Source organism: Streptomyces sp. NPDC107454 (assembly GCF_055582885.1).
Genome location: NZ_JBVJPA010000001.1, coordinates 909,980 through 928,724 on the forward strand (window position 1 = coordinate 909,980; position 18,745 = coordinate 928,724).

At 71.2% G+C, this 18,745-nt stretch carries 19 protein-coding genes; 10 read left to right on the forward strand and 9 right to left on the reverse strand.

Annotation, left to right across the window (positions count from 1 at the left end; all coding sequences use genetic code 11):
- Positions 1 to 166 precede the first annotated feature (166 nt).
- Positions 167 to 1,258: a nicotinate-nucleotide--dimethylbenzimidazole phosphoribosyltransferase gene (cobT, locus tag ACZ69M_RS03990; RefSeq protein ID WP_470046294.1), complete on the reverse strand. Its 1,092-nt coding sequence runs from the start codon at positions 1,256 to 1,258 to the stop codon at positions 167 to 169.
- A gap of 151 nt (positions 1,259 to 1,409) precedes the next feature.
- On the opposite strand from cobT, the gene ACZ69M_RS03995 reads away from it, so the two are divergent.
- A complete protein-coding gene (locus ACZ69M_RS03995; RefSeq protein WP_470046295.1) occupies positions 1,410 to 2,474 on the forward strand; it encodes a class I SAM-dependent methyltransferase in 1,065 nt (354 codons plus the stop codon).
- A 37-nt stretch (positions 2,475 to 2,511) separates the two neighbouring features.
- Here the strand turns inward: ACZ69M_RS03995 and ACZ69M_RS04000 are convergent, their stop codons facing one another.
- Positions 2,512 to 3,711, reverse strand: a complete 1,200-nt coding sequence (locus ACZ69M_RS04000; protein ID WP_470046296.1) for a bifunctional adenosylcobinamide kinase/adenosylcobinamide-phosphate guanylyltransferase — start codon at positions 3,709 to 3,711, stop codon at positions 2,512 to 2,514.
- A 200-nt stretch (positions 3,712 to 3,911) separates the two neighbouring features.
- Here ACZ69M_RS04000 and ACZ69M_RS04005 point away from each other — a divergent pair, with 200 nt between their 5' ends.
- Positions 3,912 to 4,124 (forward strand): hypothetical protein, encoded by a 213-nt coding sequence (locus ACZ69M_RS04005; protein ID WP_054231569.1) that lies wholly within the window; start codon positions 3,912 to 3,914, stop codon positions 4,122 to 4,124.
- Positions 4,125 to 4,204: 80 nt separating this feature from the next.
- Here ACZ69M_RS04005 and ACZ69M_RS04010 read toward each other — a convergent pair whose 3' ends face one another.
- The 3 genes from ACZ69M_RS04010 to ACZ69M_RS04020 form a co-directional block, all read right to left on the reverse strand.
- Complete coding sequence (locus tag ACZ69M_RS04010; RefSeq protein ID WP_470046297.1) at positions 4,205 to 5,293, reverse strand: S1C family serine protease; 1,089 nt, start codon at positions 5,291 to 5,293, stop codon at positions 4,205 to 4,207.
- Between the two features lie 99 nt (positions 5,294 to 5,392).
- Positions 5,393 to 6,094: a class I SAM-dependent methyltransferase gene (locus tag ACZ69M_RS04015; RefSeq protein WP_470046298.1), complete on the reverse strand. Its 702-nt coding sequence runs from the start codon at positions 6,092 to 6,094 to the stop codon at positions 5,393 to 5,395.
- Positions 6,095 to 6,177: 83 nt separating this feature from the next.
- Positions 6,178 to 6,804: a DUF3043 domain-containing protein gene (locus ACZ69M_RS04020; protein ID WP_351701006.1), complete on the reverse strand. Its 627-nt coding sequence runs from the start codon at positions 6,802 to 6,804 to the stop codon at positions 6,178 to 6,180.
- Positions 6,805 to 7,050: 246 nt separating this feature from the next.
- Between ACZ69M_RS04020 and ACZ69M_RS04025 the strand changes: the two genes are divergently transcribed.
- The 4 genes from ACZ69M_RS04025 to ACZ69M_RS04040 all read left to right on the forward strand — a co-directional run bounded on the left by ACZ69M_RS04025 (position 7,051) and on the right by ACZ69M_RS04040 (position 10,256).
- Positions 7,051 to 7,842 carry a PspA/IM30 family protein gene (locus tag ACZ69M_RS04025; RefSeq protein ID WP_054231594.1) on the forward strand — a complete coding sequence of 264 codons (792 nt, stop codon included), beginning with the start codon at positions 7,051 to 7,053 and terminating at the stop codon, positions 7,840 to 7,842.
- A 30-nt stretch (positions 7,843 to 7,872) separates the two neighbouring features.
- A complete protein-coding gene (gene pspAA / locus ACZ69M_RS04030) occupies positions 7,873 to 8,151 on the forward strand; it encodes a PspA-associated protein PspAA (protein WP_054231565.1) in 279 nt (92 codons plus the stop codon).
- A 201-nt stretch (positions 8,152 to 8,352) separates the two neighbouring features.
- Complete coding sequence (locus tag ACZ69M_RS04035; RefSeq protein WP_470046299.1) at positions 8,353 to 9,576, forward strand: sensor histidine kinase; 1,224 nt, start codon at positions 8,353 to 8,355, stop codon at positions 9,574 to 9,576.
- On the forward strand, positions 9,573 to 10,256 hold the full coding sequence (locus ACZ69M_RS04040) for a response regulator (RefSeq protein ID WP_470046300.1): 684 nt from the start codon (positions 9,573 to 9,575) through the stop codon (positions 10,254 to 10,256). The genes ACZ69M_RS04035 and ACZ69M_RS04040 overlap by 4 nt, the downstream gene beginning before the upstream one ends.
- An 8-nt stretch (positions 10,257 to 10,264) precedes the next feature.
- Here ACZ69M_RS04040 and nadA read toward each other — a convergent pair whose 3' ends face one another.
- Entirely contained in the window at positions 10,265 to 11,449 is a 1,185-nt protein-coding gene (nadA, locus tag ACZ69M_RS04045) for a quinolinate synthase NadA (RefSeq protein ID WP_470046301.1), read from the reverse strand.
- Positions 11,450 to 11,769: 320 nt separating this feature from the next.
- On the opposite strand from nadA, the gene ACZ69M_RS04050 reads away from it, so the two are divergent.
- A complete protein-coding gene (locus ACZ69M_RS04050) occupies positions 11,770 to 12,126 on the forward strand; it encodes a HesB/IscA family protein (RefSeq protein WP_352052147.1) in 357 nt (118 codons plus the stop codon).
- Positions 12,127 to 12,241: 115 nt separating this feature from the next.
- On the opposite strand, the gene ACZ69M_RS04055 is transcribed toward ACZ69M_RS04050, so the two are convergent.
- Together ACZ69M_RS04055 and ACZ69M_RS04060 are read right to left on the reverse strand one after the other, a co-directional pair.
- A complete protein-coding gene (locus ACZ69M_RS04055; RefSeq protein ID WP_470046302.1) occupies positions 12,242 to 13,807 on the reverse strand; it encodes a hypothetical protein in 1,566 nt (521 codons plus the stop codon).
- A gap of 99 nt (positions 13,808 to 13,906) precedes the next feature.
- A complete protein-coding gene (locus ACZ69M_RS04060) occupies positions 13,907 to 14,122 on the reverse strand; it encodes a hypothetical protein (RefSeq protein ID WP_470046303.1) in 216 nt (71 codons plus the stop codon).
- A 133-nt stretch (positions 14,123 to 14,255) separates the two neighbouring features.
- Between ACZ69M_RS04060 and ACZ69M_RS04065 the strand changes: the two genes are divergently transcribed.
- Entirely contained in the window at positions 14,256 to 15,230 is a 975-nt protein-coding gene (locus tag ACZ69M_RS04065; protein ID WP_470046304.1) for a carbohydrate kinase family protein, read from the forward strand.
- A 37-nt stretch (positions 15,231 to 15,267) separates the two neighbouring features.
- Here ACZ69M_RS04065 and ACZ69M_RS04070 read toward each other — a convergent pair whose 3' ends face one another.
- Complete coding sequence (locus ACZ69M_RS04070) at positions 15,268 to 16,659, reverse strand: aminotransferase class V-fold PLP-dependent enzyme (RefSeq protein ID WP_470046305.1); 1,392 nt, start codon at positions 16,657 to 16,659, stop codon at positions 15,268 to 15,270.
- Positions 16,660 to 16,992: 333 nt separating this feature from the next.
- On the opposite strand from ACZ69M_RS04070, the gene ctaC reads away from it, so the two are divergent.
- Both ctaC and ACZ69M_RS04080 read left to right on the forward strand, forming a co-directional pair.
- Entirely contained in the window at positions 16,993 to 17,952 is a 960-nt protein-coding gene (gene ctaC, locus ACZ69M_RS04075) for an aa3-type cytochrome oxidase subunit II (protein WP_067363563.1), read from the forward strand.
- Positions 17,949 to 18,745: cytochrome c oxidase subunit I (locus ACZ69M_RS04080; RefSeq protein WP_470046306.1), on the forward strand; the 797-nt coding region annotated here is incomplete at its 3' end. The genes ctaC and ACZ69M_RS04080, both read left to right, overlap by 4 nt.

The window sequence follows — 18,745 nt, forward strand, 5'->3', positions numbered from 1 at the left end:
GCGTCGTGCGGGGGAGGGGCGGTACGGGTGATGCGGGCCGGGGTTTTGTTGCGGGGTGGGTTTTCGCCCGTAGTTCTTCGGCCGCGGGCCGGAGGTTGCCCCACCCGCCGCGGCCCGCGTCCTTCAGCCCGTCTTCAGCCCGTCCTGCGTTCGTGGGTGAGGCCGTTCACTCGTTCTGGTCGGAGACCTCGGGCTCGGGGTCGGGCTCGGGGGCCGGAGCTTCCGGGAGGTCGGCGGAGAGGGCGGCGGCGGCCTGGACGAGGGGAAGGGCGAGGAGGGCTCCCGCGCCCTCGCCGACCGTGACGCCGTGGTCGAGAAGGGGTTCGAGGGCCATGCGGTCCAGGGCCTTCGCCTGGGCCGGCTCGCCGCTGTTCTGGCCCGCCAGCCACCAGTCCGGCGCCCGGAAGGCGACCCGCTGCCCCACGAGGGCGCACGCGGCCGAGACGACCCCGTCGAGAATCACCGGCATCTTCCGCACCGCGCTCTGCAACAAGAACCCCGTCATCGCCGCGAGATCGGCGCCGCCCACCACCGCGAGCAGCTGCAGCTGATCCCCGAGCACCGGCCGGGCCCGCCGCAAGGCGTCCCGCACGGCCGCGCACTTGCGCATCCACGCGAGGTCGTCGATGGGCCGCCCGCCCCGCCCGGTGACCACGGACGCGTCGGTCCCGCACAGCGCCGCGACCAGCACGGCCGCCGCGGTGGTCCCGCCGACGCTCACATCGCCGAGCACCACCAGATCCGTACCGGAGTCCGCCTCCTCGTCCGCGACGGCGACCCCCGCCCGGAACGCGGCCTCGGCCTCCTCCAGGGTCAGCGCGTCCTCGATGTCGATCCGCCCCGACCCGCGCCGTACCCGGTGCCCTGCGACCTCCGCGGGCAGCTCCTGCGGATCGCAGTCCAGCGCCATGTCGACGACCCGTACCGGCACGCCGAGCCGGCGCGCCAGCACCGCCGCGGGGCTCGCGCCCTCCAGGACCGCCCGCACCAACCGGTCGGCGGTGCCCGCGGGCCGCGCCGACACACCGAGTCCGGCGACCCCGTGGTCGCCCGCGAACAGCACCACACGCGGGTGCTCGATCGGCCGCACCGGCACCGCGGACTGCGCCGCCGCCAGCCACTCACCCAGTTCGTCGAGGCGGCCGAGCGCCCCGGGCGGCACGACCTGGCGCTCCCGGCGCGCCTCGGCGTCCCGGCGCACGCCGCCGTCGGGGCGCTCGATCAGATCGGTGAAGTCGTCGAGATTAAGCGAGCTCATTCGCCGAACAGTACCGGCAGCGATCGAACACGTCCGCGCCACGTCGTTGCGCCCCGGATCACGATCCGCTACGTACCGTTTGTGTCGGATTGTCGTACGGCTCGCTCGCGCGCCCCGCCGTCCCCCCACCCTGCCGTCCCCAGGAGCGTCCATGCCCCCCACGCCACCCCCGAGCGCCGAGCGCCGCGCCGCCTACGCGGCCGAACTCGCCCAAGGCACCGACCGGTTCCACGAACCGCGCCGGGAAGACTGTCCCTGGTGCGGCTCGAAGCGGCTGCGCACCCGGCTGCGGACGCCGGACCAGGTGCAGCGCAAGCCCGGCACGTTCGTCGTCGACGAGTGCGCCGACTGCTCCCACGCCTTCCAGAACCCCCGGCTCAGCGCGGAGGGGCTGGCCTTCTACCACCGGGACTTCCACGAGGGACTCGACGGCCTCACCGACCGGCTCCTGGGCGCCCGCGGCAGCAGGGGGCGCCACCGGGCCGCCGCCCGCGCGCTGCTGCGCCACGCCGAGCCGGAGAGCTGGCTCGACGTCGGCACCGGGCACGGGCACTTCCCGGCCGTCGCCCGGGAGGTCCACCCGTACACGTCCTTCGACGGCCTCGACCCCACCCGGCGGGTCGAGAAGGCGCGGGCGGCCGGGCACATCGAGGAGGCCCACCGCGGCCGGCTCACCGACCCCCGGATCATCGGGCGGCTGAGCGCCCGCTACGACGTCGTGAGCATGTTCCACCATCTGGAGCACACCCGCGACCCGCGCGAGGAACTGCGCGCCGCCCTGACGGTCCTGCGGCCCGGCGGTCACCTCCTCGTCGAAGTGCCCGACCCCGACTGCGCGTTCGGCGCGCTGCTGGGCAGGTGGTGGGTGTCGTACGGCCAGCCGCGCCATCTGCACCTGATGCCGCTGTCCAACCTGCTGGGCGAACTGGAGACCCTCGGCTGCGAGATCGTCGCGACGGACCGCCGTGAACCGCACATCCCGTACGACCTCGCCGGCGCCCTCGCGCTGGCCCTCGGCCGCGTCCTGCCCGACCTCGACGCGCCCTGGCGCCCCACCCCGCCGACCTCGCTCCAGCGCACCCTGCACACGGTCCTGGCCCGGGCGAGCGTCCCGCTGCTCGCCTCGGCCTCCGCCCTGGACCACGCGATGGCCCCGGTCTTCCGCCGCACCCGCTTCTCGAACGCCTTCCGGATCATCGCCCGCAGACAATCCTGAGCCCCGGTCAGCACTGGTCAGCTGTGTTCGGCCCCGGTCAGCCCCGCAATGCCAGCGCCTGCCCCGCCACCACCAGCAGCACGTGCTCGCACTCCGCCGCGAACCCCGCGTTCAGGCGGCCGAGTTCGTCGCGGTAGCGGCGCCCGGAGGCGGTGGCGGGGACGATGCCGGAGCCGACCTCGTTGGAGACGGCGACGACGGTGCGGCGCGTGGTGCGGACGGCGGAGGTGAGTTCCTCGACGCGGGCGCGCAGCGCGCGTTCGCCGCCACCGGCCCACTCCGCGTCGTCCCACGCGTTCACGGAGTCCATCGCGTCCGTGAGCCAGAGGGAGAGGCAGTCGACGAGGAGGGGAGGCCCGGAGTCCTCCAGGAGCGGCACCAGGTCGCACGTCTCCACCGTGCGCCAGGAGCCGGGCCGCCGCTCACGATGGGCGTGCACGCGCGACGCCCACTCGTTGTCCCCGTTGCGGGACCCGCCCGTCGCCACATACAGCACCCCGGGGAAGGACTCCAGGCGCCGTTCCGCCTCCACCGACTTGCCCGAGCGCGCCCCGCCGAGCACGAGGGTGCGGCGCGGTACGTCGGGCACGTCCTCGTAGACGCCCACGTCCAGCGTCGTCCCGTCCGGCACCGCCCGCGCGCCCGCCGCCGCCAGCTGCCGCCGCAGTTCGGGGCCCGGCGGCACGTCGTGGTCGAGGTGGACCGCGATCACGTCCGTCGTCGGCCCGACGGCCCCGACCGCGCGCAGCTTCGCCAGGGCGTCCGGCCGCCCCACCACATCGGCGACCACCATGGCGTACGCGTCGCCGTTCTCGTCGAGTCCCGCGGGCGCCGCGCCCGGCGGCAGATACAGCAGCCGCTGTCCGTCGGGTCCGGTCACCGCGTACCCCGTGCCGGGCGAGTCCATCGGCACCGCCCGCACCCGGTGTCCGGTCAGCAGCGCGAGTTCGCCGCCGTCGGGAACCCGTACGGGCTGCGGGAGTCCGGCCGGCACCTCGACGGCGGGCCCGTCGTGCGGATGCGAGAGCAGGACCTGCCGTACGCCGCCCAGCGAGTGCCCGGCGCGGGCGGCGGCGAACGCGGCGCCGGGCGTGAGGTCGAGCAGCAGGGTGCCGTCCACGAGCAGCGCGGTGGCCGCCCGCGCGTCCTCGCCGAGCGCACTCGCACAGGCCGCACAGGGACAGTCGGGACGGGGCAGGCCCTCGGGGGAGCCGGTGCCGAGCAGAGTCAGTTCCACGCCCTGATTTTCCCGTGTCACCGTGGGCGGCGCGCGTTCGGGTACGGCCCCTGTAGGCGCGCGGGGCCGTTCACGACCCGCGACGCGTGCCGCGACTCGCGATCTTCTGTTCCGTACCCGGCTCAGCGCCTAGGCTTCGGACGGGAGCCGGATCTTGTGCGGCTTCCGCTGTGCAGTGTGCTCACACCTGGGAGGCGTACATGGCGGCATGGACGTGGCGGTTCGAGAAGTCCGACGGGACAGAGGTCCAACCCGCGGTGCAGCCCGAGGAGTTCACCACGCAGGGGGATGCGGAGTCCTGGATCGGCGAGGTCTGGAAGGACCTCCTGGAGGGCGGCGCGGACCAGGTGTTCCTCTTCGAGGACAGCACGAAGATCTACGGGCCGATGAGCCTGCACGCCGAACCGGAGTAGGCCGGCCGGGGTTGCCGGGACCGCTCCCGGCAGCCCCGTTCGCCGTACGTCAACCCCTCGCCGCCGCCTTCACCCCGTACCTACTGCTCCCCCAGCCGCACACTGACCGTCCGCTCGGCCCCGTCCCGGACGAACGTCACCCGCGTCCGCCGGCCCGGCTTGTCGGAGGCGAGCGCCTCGGCGAGCGAGGTGAGGGTGGTGATGTCGCTCGTGCCGATCCGGGTGACGATGTCGCCGGGCCGGATGCCCGCCGTGTCGGCCGCGCTGCCGGGCTTCACCTCGACCACGGCGACACCCACGGGCGTATAGGTCTCGTCGAGCACGGTACGGCCGGTGATGCCGAGCGCGGCCCGTCCCGAGTCGGTGACCTTGCCGGTCCTGATGATCTGGTCGGCGATTGTCCGCACCATCGAGGCGGGGATCGCGAAGCCGATACCGGGCGCCGTGCCGCCCCCGAGGCTCGGGTCCGTCGCGGCCAGCGTGGGAATGCCGATGACCTGTCCGTTCAGGCCGACGAGTGCGCCGCCGCTGTTGCCCGGGTTGATCGCGGCCGACGTCTGCACCATGTTGGCGATGGTGGCCCCCGTCCCGCCGTCGGTGCTGTTCTCGCTGACGGTGCGCCCGGTCGCCGACACGATGCCCTGGGTCACGCTGGACGACAGCCCGAGCGGCGAGCCCATCGCCAGCACGATCTGGCCGACCTCGACCTTCTCCGAGTTCCCGAGAGTGGCCGCCTTCAGCCCGCTCGGCACCTTGTCCAGCTTGATGACGGCGAGGTCCTGGCCCGGGTAGGTGTACACGAGCTTGGCGGTCAGCACGTTCTGGCTGTTGGCCGTCGTCACCCTGAACGTCCGCTCGTTCCCGACCACGTGCGCGTTGGTGACGATGTGTCCCTTGTCGTCGTACACCACCCCCGAGCCCAGTTCGTCACTCGCCTGGATCTGCACCACCGAGGGCAGGACGTTCTTGATCACCTTCAGATACGCGTTCTGCAGGTCGTCGGCCGCGAGCGGGACGACGGCCTGCGTCGTCCCGTCCTTCGTCCCGTCCTTCTTGGCGGGCGGCCCGGGGTCGGAACAGCCGGAGAGCAGGGCGGTGGCGCAGGCGGTGATGGCGACGGCGGTTATGGAGAGCAGCGGACGCGGCACGGGGGCACGGGTGGCAGCCATGTCCCGAGTGTCCCTTTCGCGGCTCCGCTCCGGCTCGCGGTGCAGGGCCGAACAGGGGGCGACCGGGCAGCGATCGGTCTCGCAGGCCTCAGGGATCGATCAGCCGCGTACGCCGCAGAGATGCAGCAGGGCCGCCACCTGGCGATAGGGGTCCGTCCGCCCGGCCCGCTCCTCCGCGGCCAGGAGAGTCTCCATGTCCTCGGGGACGGGGGTCCCGTCGGGCGCCGTGTCCGTGAAGACCCGCACGCCGTACCAGGCGTGCAACGCCGCCCCGATCCCCGCGAGCGTCGACGTCAGCGTGGCGAGCCGGTCCGCGCGGACGGCGAGGCCGAGCCGATTGACGTAGGCGTCCGTGTCGAACGCGGCCAGGGCCGCCGTCCAGTCGCCGGACAGGCCCGGGCGCATGGCCAGCGCGTCGGCGTTGCGCACCAGCAGCGAGAGCAGCCCGCCCGGGGCCAGCATCCGCGCCAGCCCCGCGAGGAGCGGGTCCGGCTCCTCGACGTACATGAGTACGCCGTGGCACAGCACCACGTCGAAACTGCCGGGCAGGAAGTGCACGCCCGTCTCGCGGCCGTCGCCCTCGATGAGCCGCACCCGGCTCCGGATGCCCTCGGGCTCGGCGGCCAGCGCCTCCCGGGCCACCGCGAGCATCTTCGCGTCCTGCTCGAGGCCGGTCACCTGATGCCCGGCCCTGGCCAGCCGCAGCGCCTGCGTGCCCTGGCCCATACCGACGTCGAGCACCCGCAACCGCTGTCCGACCGGGAACCGGCCGGCTATCTGCTCGTCGAGCTGCCGGGCCACCAGCTCCTGTCGTACGACATCACGCAGCCCGCCCAGCTTGCTCAGCCAGGCATCCGCCGCGCCCCCGGAGAACGATGTCGCGCTCAGGGCCGCTCTCCGCGCTTGACCTGCGGCTTCGGCAGCCGGAGGCGACGCATCTGGAGAGTACGCATCAGGGCGTAGGCGACCGCGCCCTTCTTGGGCACGTCGGGGAAGCGGGCGGCCAGCTGCTTCTTCAGGCGGATCGCGATGCCGATCGAGTCGACCACGATCATCACGATCACCACGAGCCACAGCAGCAGCGCGATGTTCTGCAGCGAGCCCACCCGCACCATGCTCAGCACGAGGATGACCACGGCCATCGGCAGGAAGAACTCCGCGACACAGAAGCGCGAGTCCACGAAGTCGCGTGCGAACTTCCGCACCGGCCCCTTGTCACGGGCGGGCAGATAGCGCTCGTCGCCGTTGGCCAGGGCCTGGCGCTGCTTCTCCATCTGGACACGACGATCGTCACGCTGCCGCTTGGCCGCCTCCTTACGCGTCGATGGCGTCTGGGCGACGCTGCGACGCTGGGTCTGGGCCTCACTGCGCTTGGGCGTGGGGCGGCCCTTGGGGGCCTGCGGGTCACGGGTCTGCTTGGAGTCGGTCACCTGCGCCTTGTCGGCGGGGGCCTTCTCTTCCTTGGCACGGCTACGGAACACAAAACCCAAGGGTACGGGGTGCGGCGGCATGGACGTCGTTCGAGTGGGGAACGATCCGGCAACACCGTGCGTCTGTAGGGGGACAGAGGGGACGTTGTGTACGGGTGGACCCCGAGTCCCACCTACTCCCTACGCCGGAGCGGTGCCGTACGCAGTCGTCCTTGGGGATGAGCGCATCAGTCCCCGAACAGTGCGGTAATGGATGCAGGGCCCGTACTGTGGGTTCTGTTGCAGTACCTGGAGCTGGAGTCCGTCAGAAGGGGGCGCGCGAAGCCCATGAGCGGTGTCATGAAGCGTATGGGGATGATCTTCCGCGCGAAGGCGAACAAGGCCCTTGACCGGGCCGAGGACCCGCGCGAAACCCTCGATTACTCGTACCAGAAGCAGCTGGAGCTGCTGCAGAAGGTGCGCCGCGGCGTCGCGGACGTGGCGACCAGCCGCAAGCGCCTCGAACTTCAGCTGAACCAGCTCCAGAACCAGTCCACCAAGCTGGAGGACCAGGGCCGCAAGGCGCTCGCGCTCGGCCGGGAGGACCTGGCCCGCGAGGCGCTCTCCCGCCGTGCCGCGCTCCAGCAGCAGGTGACGGATCTGGAGACGCAGCACCAGACCCTCCAGGGCGAGGAGGAGAAGCTCACCCTCGCGGCGCAGCGGCTCCAGGCCAAGGTGGACGCCTTCCGCACCAAGAAGGAGACCATCAAGGCGACCTACACGGCGGCCCAGGCGCAGACCCGCATCGGCGAGGCCTTCTCCGGCATCTCCGAGGAGATGGGCGACGTCGGCATGGCGATCCAGCGCGCCGAGGACAAGACCGCGCAGCTGCAGGCCCGCGCCGGCGCCATCGACGAGCTGCTCGCCTCCGGTGCGCTCGACGACCAGTCCGGTCTGGCCAAGGACGACATCCAGAGCGAGCTGGACCGGCTCTCCGGTGGTACGGATGTAGAGCTGGAACTGCAGCGCATGAAGGCCGAGCTCGCCGGTGGTTCGCCGCAGCAGGCGATCGAGGGCGGCACGGGACAGTCCACGTCGCAGTCCCAGCCGCAGGACACCCCGCGCTTCGACAAGCAGTGACCCACACCTAGGGCGCCTGAGGAGGGCGACATGATCGTACGGATCATGGGGGAGGGGCAGGTGAGGTTGGACGACAGCCACCTCACCGAACTGAACAAGCTGGACGACGAGCTGCTCGCCGAGATGGAGAGCGGTGACGAGGCCGGCTTCCGCCGTACCCTGACCACTCTTCTGGACCAGGTCCGCCGCCTCGGCGCTCCGCTTCCCGACGACGCCCTCGAACCCTCCGACCTCATCCTGCCGTCCCCCGACGCGACCCTCGAAGAGGTCCGCGCCATGCTGACCGACGAGGGCCTGATCCCCGGCTGACGGTTCCCTCCGGGGGTGAGCGGGGGAGCTGCTCAGCTCAGCGGAAGTGCTTTGTGCGCGGGCCGGTGGGGGCTGATCGCGCAGTCGCCCGCGCCCCCAAGGCGGGGCTTCGCCCCGACAGCCCCCAGGGACGGGACCAGAAACGCCGGGGTCCGGTGGTGACCGTTCCGCCCCCTGCGAGGGCGCCGTACCGTAAACCGGGTGAGCACCCTAGAGCGCACGAGGTACAGACTCCGCGCGCACCCGATGGCCCTGGACGCCACCCTGGCGACCGGCGTACTCGTGACGATGATGGCCAGCTCCTTCATCGACCCCCACGGGGAGAACGGAGCGGCCTGGGGCACGCACACCCCGAACGTCCTCAGCCTCACCCTCATGGTGCTCAGCGCCGCCGCCCTCGTGTTCCGCCGCCGCGCCCCCAGAACGATCCTCGCCGCGACCGGCGCCTTCTCCGCCGTGGAACTGGTGGCCAGCGATCCCAGAGCCCCGGTGGTGATGTCCGCAGTCGTCGCCCTCTTCACCGTCGCGTCGGCCACGGACCGCCCCACCACCTGGCGCGTCGGCCTGCTCACGATGACGGTGCTGACGGCCTGCGCGATGCTGGTCGGTCCCCTGCCCTGGTACGCGCAGGAGAACCTCGCGATCTTCGCCTGGACGGGCATGGCCGCCGCCGCGGGCGACGCCGTACGCAGCCGCCTCGCCTTCGTGCACGCCATCCGCGAACGCGCCGACCGCGCCGAGCGCACCCGCGACGAGGAGGCCCGCCGCCGGGTCGCCGAGGAGCGGCTGCGCATCGCCCGCGACCTGCACGACGTCGTCGCCCACCACATCGCCCTCGTCAACGTGCAGGCCGGCGTCGCGGCCCATGTGATGGACAAGCGCCCCGACCAGGCCAAGGAGGCCCTCGCGCACGTCCGCGAGGCCAGCCGCTCGGCCCTCAACGAACTGCGCGCCACCGTCGGCCTGCTGCGCCAGTCCGGCGACCCCGAGGCCCCCACGGAACCCGCCCCGGGCCTCGCCCGCCTCGACGAACTCGCCGACACCTTCCGCAACGCCGGACTCCCCGTCGAAGTCGCCCGCGCCGACCACGGCACCACCCTCCCCGCCGCCGTCGACCTCGCCGCGTACCGCGTCATCCAGGAAGCCCTCACCAATGTGCAGAAACACGCGGGCCCGGGGGCGAAGGCCGAGATCAGCGTCGTACGCGTGGGACCGAACGTGGAAGTGACCGTCCTCGACAACGGACCCGGGCAGGACGACGGCCCCGAGGAGGGCGGCGGACACGGGCTGCTCGGGATGCGCGAGCGGGTCACCGCGCTCGGCGGCACCTGCACGACCGGTCCCCGCTACGGAGGCGGCTTCCGGGTCCATGCGATCCTTCCGGTCAAGAACCGCACCGCGCCCGCCCTGGGGGACTCCGCATGACCATCCGTGTCCTGCTCGCCGACGACCAGGCGCTGCTGCGCAGCGCGTTCCGTGTCCTCGTCGACTCCGAGCCCGACATGGAGGTGGTCGGCGAGGCGTCCGACGGCGCGGAGGCGCTGCGGCTCACCCGGGAGGTCCGCGCCGACGTGGTGCTGATGGACATCCGGATGCCGGGCACCGACGGCCTCGCCGCCACCCGGCTGATCAGCGCCGACCCGGGACTCGCGCACGTACGGGTGGTCATGCTGACGACCTTCGAGGTCGACGAGTACGTGGTGCAGTCGCTGCGGGCCGGCGCCTCCGGCTTCCTCGGCAAGGGCGCGGAGCCGGAGGAGCTGCTGAACGCCATCCGGATCGCGGCGGGCGGCGAGGCACTGCTGTCCCCGGCGGCCACCAAGGGGCTGATCGCCAAGTTCCTCGCCCAGGGGGACGGTTCGGACGAGGGCCGGGACTCCGCCCGGGCGGAGCGGCTCGCGGCGCTCACCGGGCGCGAGCGCGAGGTGCTCGTCCAGGTCGCGGGAGGCCACTCCAACGACGAGATCGCCGAGCGGCTGGAGGTCAGCCCGCTCACCGTGAAGACACACGTCAACCGGGCCATGGCCAAGCTCGGCGCCCGCGACCGGGCCCAACTCGTCGTCATCGCCTACGAGTCGGGCCTGGTACGCCCGAGGGTGGAGTGATCTCCGCGTTACGGCAGCGCCAGCATCCGCTTCAGCGCCAGCTTCGCGAACGCCTCCGTCTCCTTGTCCACCTCGATGCGGTTGACCAGGTTGCCCTCGGCGAGGGACTCCAGGGTCCACACCAGGTGGGGGAGGTCGATGCGGTTCATGGTGGAGCAGAAGCAGACCGTCTTGTCGAGGAAGACGATCTCCTTGTCCTCGGCCGCGAAACGGTTCGCCAGGCGGCGGACCAGATTCAGCTCCGTGCCGATCGCCCACTTGGAGCCGGCCGGGGCGGCCTCCAGGGCCTTGATGATGTACTCCGTGGAGCCGACGTAGTCCGCCGCCGACACGACCTCGTGCTTGCACTCGGGGTGGACGAGGACGTTCACGCCGGGGATGCGCTCGCGGACGTCGTTCACCGAGTCCAGCGAGAAGCGGCCGTGGACCGAGCAGTGACCGCGCCACAGGATCATCTTGGCGTCGCGCAACTGCTCCGCGGTGAGGCCGCCGTTGGGCTTGTGGGGGTTGTAGAGGACGCAGTCCTCCAGGCTCATCCCCATGTCGCGGACGGCGGTGTTGCGGCCGAGGTGCTGGTCGGGGAGGAAGAGGACCTTCTCACCCTGCTCGAACGCCCACTCCAGGGCCCGCTGGGCGTTGGAGGAGGTGCAGATCGTGCCGCCGTGCTTGCCGGTGAACGCCTTGATGTCGGCGGACGAGTTCATGTACGAGACGGGCACGACCTGCTCGGCTATCCCGGCCTCGGTCAGCACGTCCCAGCACTCGGCGACCTGCTCGGCCGTCGCCATGTCGGCCATGGAGCAGCCGGCCGCGAGGTCGGGGAGGACCACCTTCTGGTCGTCGCCCGTCAGGATGTCCGCGGACTCCGCCATGAAGTGCACACCGCAGAAGACGATGTACTCGGCCTCCGGGCGCGCGGCGGCGTCGCGGGCCAGCTTGAAGGAGTCGCCCGTGACGTCGGCGAACTGGATGACCTCGTCGCGCTGGTAGTGGTGGCCGAGCACGAAGACCTTGTCCCCGAGTTTCTCCTTGGCCGCGCGGGCCCGCTCCACGAGGTCCGGGTCGGAGGGCGAGGGCAGGTCTCCGGGACACTCCACGCCGCGCTCGCTCCTCGGGTCGGCCTCACGGCCGAGCAGCAGCAGGGCGAGGGGCGTCGGCTGTACGTCGAGCTCCTGGGTCTGGGCGGTGGTCACGACACGCACCCTTTCTGTTCTGCGGCTCGCTTGGATCACGGGGGGCGATCCAGCGGGACATTCGGACTAGCCTTTTCGTCGAAATGACGCTATCTATCATAACCGCTTCACGTCATGTTGACGATGCCCATAGTGTCGATGTGACGTGAATCCCGGAGGTTGTCCACAGGCCGCTGTCCGCTCTCCGGCGCGTGTGCGAGCATGGGAGGCGAGAACGGAAAGACCACGGAAAAGGCAGACTCTCGGCCCGGAATGAATCCGCGGCCCCGACGGTTGCAGACGTCGGCAAGCAGTCTCCGTACAACCCGGGAGAGAAGCAGATGTCCGTATCGGACGAGAAGACCACCGTGAGCGACGGCATCGTACTGTCCGACTCCGCCGCGTCCAAGGTCAAGGCCCTGCTCGACCAGGAAGGCCGCGACGATCTGGCGCTTCGCGTCGCCGTTCAGCCCGGTGGCTGCTCCGGTCTGCGCTACCAGCTCTTCTTCGACGAGCGTTCCCTCGACGGCGATGTCGTCAAGGACTTCGGTGGCGTCAAGGTCGTCACCGACCGCATGAGCGCTCCGTACCTGGGCGGCGCGTCCATCGACTTCGTGGACACCATCGAGAAGCAGGGCTTCACGATCGACAACCCGAACGCGACGGGTTCCTGCGCCTGCGGCGACTCCTTCAGCTGAGCCCCGGCCGACTGCCGGACGCGTCACGCGTACGAAGGCGGCGTCCCCCTCCGACAGGGACGCCGCCTTCGCGTATCCGGGGCCATGAGCGCAGCCGCCCCGACCGCTCCCGTGGCTACCGCGCCCGGGGCGTCTTCACCGAGGCGCCGGCCGCCTTGCCCTCCGGGATCGGCGTGCCGTCGGACCCGACGACCTTCCGGTCGCCGAGCGGCTGGTCGAGGTGCACCGTCTTCTCGAACACCTTGGCGATGAGGATGCAGATCTTCCCCTGCCACGGTGTCTCGGTCACCTTGACGGTCACCTTGTCCGTGCTCTCGCTCGCGGAGGTGGAGTAGTCCGCGCACACCCCGCCCGTGAAGCTCACGGTCAGGTCCTTGCCGTCGGCCGTGTAGCCCTGCACCTTGACGTCACGGGACGTCGGCGCCGCGGTCGGCCGCGGGCTGGGGGTCGCCGTCGGCGTCGGTGCCGCGGTCGGCTCCGGCGAGGTCAGGTACTTCGGGTCGACCGCCGGATGCGTCACCGTGAAGGCGGAGTCCGTGCCCGTCGGCCGTACCTCGAACAGCCAGGACGGCACCAGTGTCCGGTGCCCGGACACGAAGTGCGAGGCCAGCCCGAAGACGGCCTTCTCGACGGCCACCGGCTCCCGCTTCGGCACCGCCGTCGACGCGCGGCACGGCGTCTCGTCACGGTCCTTCAGCGGTACGGCACTGGCGCAGCCGCCGGGCCCCATGCGCCCGCCGTCCCGCTTCGGGAGAGAGGCCGGGCCGTTCATCAGATCCAGGGCCCTGCTCGCGCTGATCACGGGATACGTGTCCCCCTTGACCGGTGTCTTCACCTGGCCGTTGCCGCCGACCACCTGGCCGTCCGGGCCGACCTGGACGCCGGTCGTCCAGCCGTACGTGGGCAGGCCCCCGACCTTCGGGTCCGCGTTCACCACCCGTTTGGCGCCCATGAGCTCGCTCGCGTCCAGCTTGGCGTCGTCCTGGCCCAGCGCCTTCAGCACGGGCACCGCGGCCTTCTTCGCGGCGGCCTCGGTCACCGCGTGGCTGCTCGGGGAGCCGGGGTCGCTCGTGCACACGGCTCCCTTGCAGTTGTCGGTGCCGGGCGCGTACCGGCTGAACGTCCAGGTCCCGGGGGCCCGCTGGTCGACCTGGAGGCTGGGTCCCGAGCCGTCCTTGTCCTGGCCGACCTTCCAGGTCTCGCCGGTGAGCGTCGGGGTGCCCACGATGTCCAGGGCCTTCGCGAGGCGGGCCACCTCGGCCGCCGTGACCTCGCCCTTCGCCGCGTAGACGGGCGCGGAGTCCGGGCCGGCGGGCAGGGTGCCGTCCGCGTGGTAGGTCACGCCGTAGGGATTGGGCTCACCGGGCGCGATATCACCCGTACCGCCCGTGCCACCCGTACCGCCCTCGGTGTAGCCGTCGAGGACCAGCGGCGGGGGAGTGCCGTCGGCGCCGGGGGCCGCGGAGTGGTCGCGGTCGTTCCCGCCGCCGGACGCGGTCGCGGCGAAATAGGCTCCGCCGCCGCCGACGAGCAGCACCGCGGCCGCGACGGAGGCGACGGCCGCCGGGGAATGGCGGCGGCGCGGCTTCGCCGGCTCGCTGCCGTCCTCGGGGGGCTCGGGCGCTTCGGTCTCGGGTCGCTCGGTGCTCACCGCATCGCTCCTTCTGGTCGTACACCGCATCCCCTTTACGGGGGACAGCGATGGGACGCAGCGGGGGAGCGCACGGTTCCCTGCGGGCGCCGTCCGGGGCCGCCCTTTTCGAGGACCCTTCGGGTCCTGTCAGTCGCCGTAGTCGGACATCGCGTCCAGCAGGCGGGCGGACGCGGGAGGCACGGTCACCCCGTGGATGCGCGACGGGGACACGGGAACGTCGGGGCGGGAGAGGACCGGGTCCGGTACCGCCCAGTGCCGGGCCACAGCGCCGTCGCCGCGCAGCGACGCCAGATCGCCTTCGAGGTCGTGGGGGGCGGAGCCGTGGACCTTGAGGTTCGTCATAACGGAACCGTATGCATGTCGGCGTCACGAAGAAAGATCTACTATCGGGTAGTTTTGACCGCTTCTGAGGGCACGTGCCGACCGGGTAGCGTGAACTGTCAATCCCCTTCCGTCGCAGGAGCGTGTCCTCGCCGTGCGTATCGCAGTCACCGGCTCCATCGCCACTGACCACCTCATGACCTTCCCCGGCCGTTTCGCCGACCAGTTCGTCGCGGACCAGCTGCACACGGTCTCCCTGTCCTTCCTGGTCGACAACCTCGACGTACGCCGGGGTGGCGTCGGCGCGAACATCGCCTTCGGCATGGGACAGCTGGGCACCCGGCCGATCCTGGTCGGGGCCGCGGGCTCCGACTTCGACGAGTACCGGGCGTGGCTCGACCGCCACGGCGTCGACACCGACTCGGTCCGGATCTCCGAGGTGCTGCACACCGCGCGCTTCGTGTGCACCACGGACTCCGACCACAACCAGATCGGCTCCTTCTACACGGGCGCGATGAGCGAGGCCCGGCTGATCGAGCTCAAGGCGGTCGCGGACCGGGTCGGCGGCCTCGACCTCGTCCTGATCGGCGCCGACGACCCGGAGGCGATGCTCCGTCACACGGAGGAGTGCCGCTCCCGCACGATCGCCTTCGCCGCCGACTTCTCGCAGCAGATCGCCCGTATGAACGGCGACGAGATCCGGATACTGCTGGACGGTGCGACCTACCTCTTCTCCAACGAGTACGAGAAGGGGCTCATCGAGTCCAAGACCGGCTGGAGCGACGAGGAGATCCTGTCGAAGGTCGGTCACCGTGTGACGACCCTCGGCGCACGGGGCGTACGCATCGAGCGGGCCGGTGAGGACCCGATCGAGGTCGGCTGCCCGGACGAGGAGCGCAAGGCGGACCCGACGGGCGTCGGCGACGCGTTCCGCGCCGGCTTCCTCTCCGGCCTCGCCTGGGGAGTCTCCCTGGAGCGCGCCGCCCAGGTCGGCTGCATGCTCGCGACGCTGGTCATCGAGACGGTCGGCACCCAGGAGTACCAGCTCCGCCGCGGCCACTTCATGGACCGCTTCACCAAGGCGTACGGAGACGACGCGGCCATCGAGGTCAGGGCCCACCTGGCCTGATCAGGACACTCCTCCGGACACTCCTCCGGCCGACCGTCTAGGACACCCGGCGGACCACATAGGCGAACCCGTGGTCCGCCGGCTCCTCCCCGACGTACTCCTGCCCCCGCATCTCGCACCAGGCCGGGATGTCCAGCCGGGCGGCCTCGTCGTCGGAGAGGACGCGCACCGTGCCGCCCACCGGTACGTCCCCGATGACCTTGGCCAGTTCGATGACCGGGATGGGGCAGAGCTTGCCGAGGGAGTCCACCACGAGCGCGTCGGAGGCGGCGGGGGACGGGGAGGGCGGCGCCGACGCCGTCGGGGCGCCGAGTTTCTCGCGTACGTCCGCGACCGCGTCCGGCAGCACCGACAGGAACCGGTCGACGTCCTCGGACGGCGTACCCGGTGGCAGCGAGATCCGGACGTTGCCCTCGCTCAGGACGCCCATCGCCTTCAGGACATGGCTCGGGGTCAGCGTGCTGCTCGTGCAGGAGGAGCCGGAGGAGACGGAGAAACCCGCCCGGTCCAGTTCGTGCAGGAGCGTCTCCCCGTCGACGTACAGGCAGGAGAAGGTGACGATCCCCGGGAGACGGTGCACCGCGTCCCCGACCACCTCGACGTCCGGGACCAGTTCGGGCACCCGTACGCGGATCCGTTCCGTCAGTTCCCGCAGGCGCGCGGCCTCCGCGACCGCCTCCGCCCGTACCGCGCGCAGCGACGCCGCCGCGGCCACGACGGCCGGGATGTTCTCGAAGCCCGCCGCCCGCCCCGACTCCCGCTCGTCCACGGGCCCTTGGGGAGCGAACCGCACCCCCTTGCGCACGACGAGCAGTCCGACCCCCGAAGGGCCGCCCCATTTGTGGGCACTTGCCGTCAGTAGGGACCAGTCGCCCTCCACCCGGCGCCAGGGCAGTGACTGCGCCGCGTCCACCAACAGCGGCACCCCCGCCGCCCGGCACGCCTCCGCGACCTCCCGCACCGGCTGCTCCGTGCCCACCTCGTGGTTGGCGGACTGGAGGCACGCGAGCGCGGTGTCGGGGCGCAGGGCGGCGGCGTAGGAAGAAGGGGAGACGGTGCCCGCGCGGTCGACGGGCACCGTCGTCACCGAGCCGCCCGCCGCCTCGTGGACCTCCGCCGAATGGAGTACCGACGAGTGTTCGACAGCTGACACGATCAGGTGGCGTCCGACGCGCCGGCGGCCCGCCGACGCACCCTCGATCCCGGAGTGCACCGCCCGGGTGCCGGACGAGGTGAAGGTCAGCTCGTCCGGGCGGCACCCCACCGCCTCGGCCGCCGCCTCGCGCGCCGCGTCGAGCAACAGCCGGGCCCGCCGACCCTCCCGGTAGAGCCGCGCGGGATCGGCCCACCCCTCGTCGAGCGAGGCCTGCAGGGCCTGCCGGGCGACGGGATGAAGGGGAGCAGCGGAAGCAGCATCGAAGTAGGCCACCCCTCAACGCTAAGGCCCCGGTCAGGGCAGCGCCCCAAGGGGGCGCGAGGAACGGCGCGACAAGCCACAACGAGCCCGCAGCCGCCGTGATGTCCCCCCGTCCCGAGCTCCTGGGCGCCCCAAACCTCCGTCAGAAGTAGCCCGGAGCAGGGCAACCCACCCCCTTCGGCTGACCCGGCGGCGCGTTGGGCACCCTCCCCGCGCGACCCCAAATAGCGTCCAGTAGGGTTTGGTCCGCATAAACATCCAAACCCCTGCCCGACGCAGGGCGGCGACCGACCAGCGAGAAGGCCGCAGCCAACAGCGCGGGCGAGACTCTCGGGAAGGCGCTACGTGAGTCCCAACGGCTCCGACCGCTCGCCGCGGCGCCCGATGCGGCGGAAGCTGCTGCAGGCACTGACTGCGGGCCTGGTCCTGGCGACCGCCACCGGTTGCACATACAAGGACTTCCCCCGCCTTGGTATGCCCACCCCGACCACGGAGGAGGGTCCGCGGATCCTCTCCCTGTGGCAGGGGTCCTGGGCGGCCGCGCTCGCCGTCGGCGTGCTGGTGTGGGGCCTGATCCTGTGGAGTGTGTTCTTCCACCGGCGCAGTCGCACCAAGGTCGAAGTTCCTCCGCAGACCCGGTACAACATGCCCATCGAGGCGCTGTACACGGTGGTCCCGCTCATCATCGTCTCGGTGCTGTTCTACTTCACCGCCCGCGACGAGACGAAGCTCCTCAGCCTCAAGCAGAAGCCGGACGTCACGGTCAACGTGGTCGGCTATCAGTGGAGCTGGGGCTTCAACTACATCGAGGACGTTCCCGGTGTCACCGGCAACGCCAAGATCGACCCGAACCTGGCCGCCATTCCGGACCGGTTCAAGAAGGACTTCCCGGCGAACGCCGGCGGTGTCTACGAGGTCGGTACGCCGGGTGAGCGGAACCCGCAGACGGGCAACCCCGGTCCGACCCTCTGGCTGCCCAAGGGCAAGACGGTCCGCTTCGTCCTCACTTCACGCGACGTCATCCACTCCTTCTGGGTGGTGCCGTTCCTGATGAAGATGGACGTCATCCCGGGCCACACCAACTCCTTCCAGGTGACCCCCAACAAGGAGGGCACCTTCCTGGGCAAGTGCGCCGAGCTGTGCGGCGTCGACCACTCCCGGATGCTCTTCAACGTGAAGGTCGTCTCCCCCGAGCGCTATGAGGCCCACCTCAAGCAGCTCGCGGCGCAGGGACAGACCGGTTACGTCCCGGCCGGCATTGAGCAGACGGGCCACGAGAAGAACCGGGAGACGAACAACCTGTGAGCATCCTCAACGAACCTCAGGGTGCCGGGGCAGCCGAAGACTCGTACGCGAACGAGCTGCCCGTGCGGCGCAAGCAGCCGGGCAACGTCGTGATCAAGTGGCTCACCACCACTGACCACAAGACGATCGGCACGCTCTACCTCGTCACGTCGTTCGCGTTCTTCTGCATCGGTGGCGTCATGGCGCTGCTGATGCGCGCCGAACTGGCGCGCCCCGGCACGCAGATCATGTCGAACGAGCAGTTCAACCAGGCGTTCACGATGCACGGCACGATCATGCTGCTGATGTTCGCGACGCCGCTGTTCGCCGGCTTCACGAACTGGATCATGCCGCTGCAGATCGGCGCGCCCGACGTGGCGTTCCCGCGGCTGAACATGTTCGCCTACTGGCTCTACCTGTTCGGCTCGCTCATCGCGGTCGGTGGCTTCCTCACCCCGCAGGGCGCGGCCGACTTCGGCTGGTTCGCCTACAGCCCGCTGTCGGACGCGGTCCGCTCGCCGGGTGTCGGCGCCGACATGTGGATCATGGGTCTGGCCTTCTCCGGCTTCGGCACGATCCTCGGTGCGGTCAACTTCATCACCACCATCATCTGCATGCGCGCCCCCGGTATGACGATGTTCCGCATGCCGATCTTCGTGTGGAACGTGCTGCTCACCGCGGTGCTGGTGCTGCTGGCCTTCCCCGTGCTCGCGGCGGCGCTGTTCGCGCTGGAGGCGGACCGAAAATTCGGTGCGCATGTGTTTGACGCCGCCAATGGCGGAGCCTTGCTATGGCAACACCTCTTCTGGTTCTT